Raw genomic sequence first — 225 nt, 5'->3', positions numbered from 1 at the left:
ACTTTATTAGCTACACGCGCAGCCATATGTACAGCTGACACACCTCCAGCCCCGATCTATGGATTAATACGACTCTTAGAGAAGCGCCCCATAATTTTTGCCATGATAACACCAGATGCAGTACCAATAGAGAAAGCAATAGCGCCTAACCATAAAAAACCTACCGTTTCTAAGTTCAAGAACTTATCTGCTGATAATATAGAACCAACACCTAAACCTAAGAAG

At 41.3% G+C, this 225-nt stretch carries 1 pseudogene; it reads right to left on the bottom strand.

Going from position 1 to position 225, the window contains the following annotated elements:
- Positions 1-59: 59 nt before the first annotated feature.
- Positions 60-225, bottom strand: a pseudogene (locus V6255_RS18430) (sodium ion-translocating decarboxylase subunit beta); the annotation flags it as partial.

This window comes from Psychromonas arctica, assembly GCF_038155225.1.
Classification (GTDB): domain Bacteria; phylum Pseudomonadota; class Gammaproteobacteria; order Enterobacterales; family Psychromonadaceae; genus Psychromonas; species Psychromonas arctica_B.
Note: the sequence above shows the minus strand (reverse complement) of the source record. Positions and strands in the feature narration are given on the sequence as shown.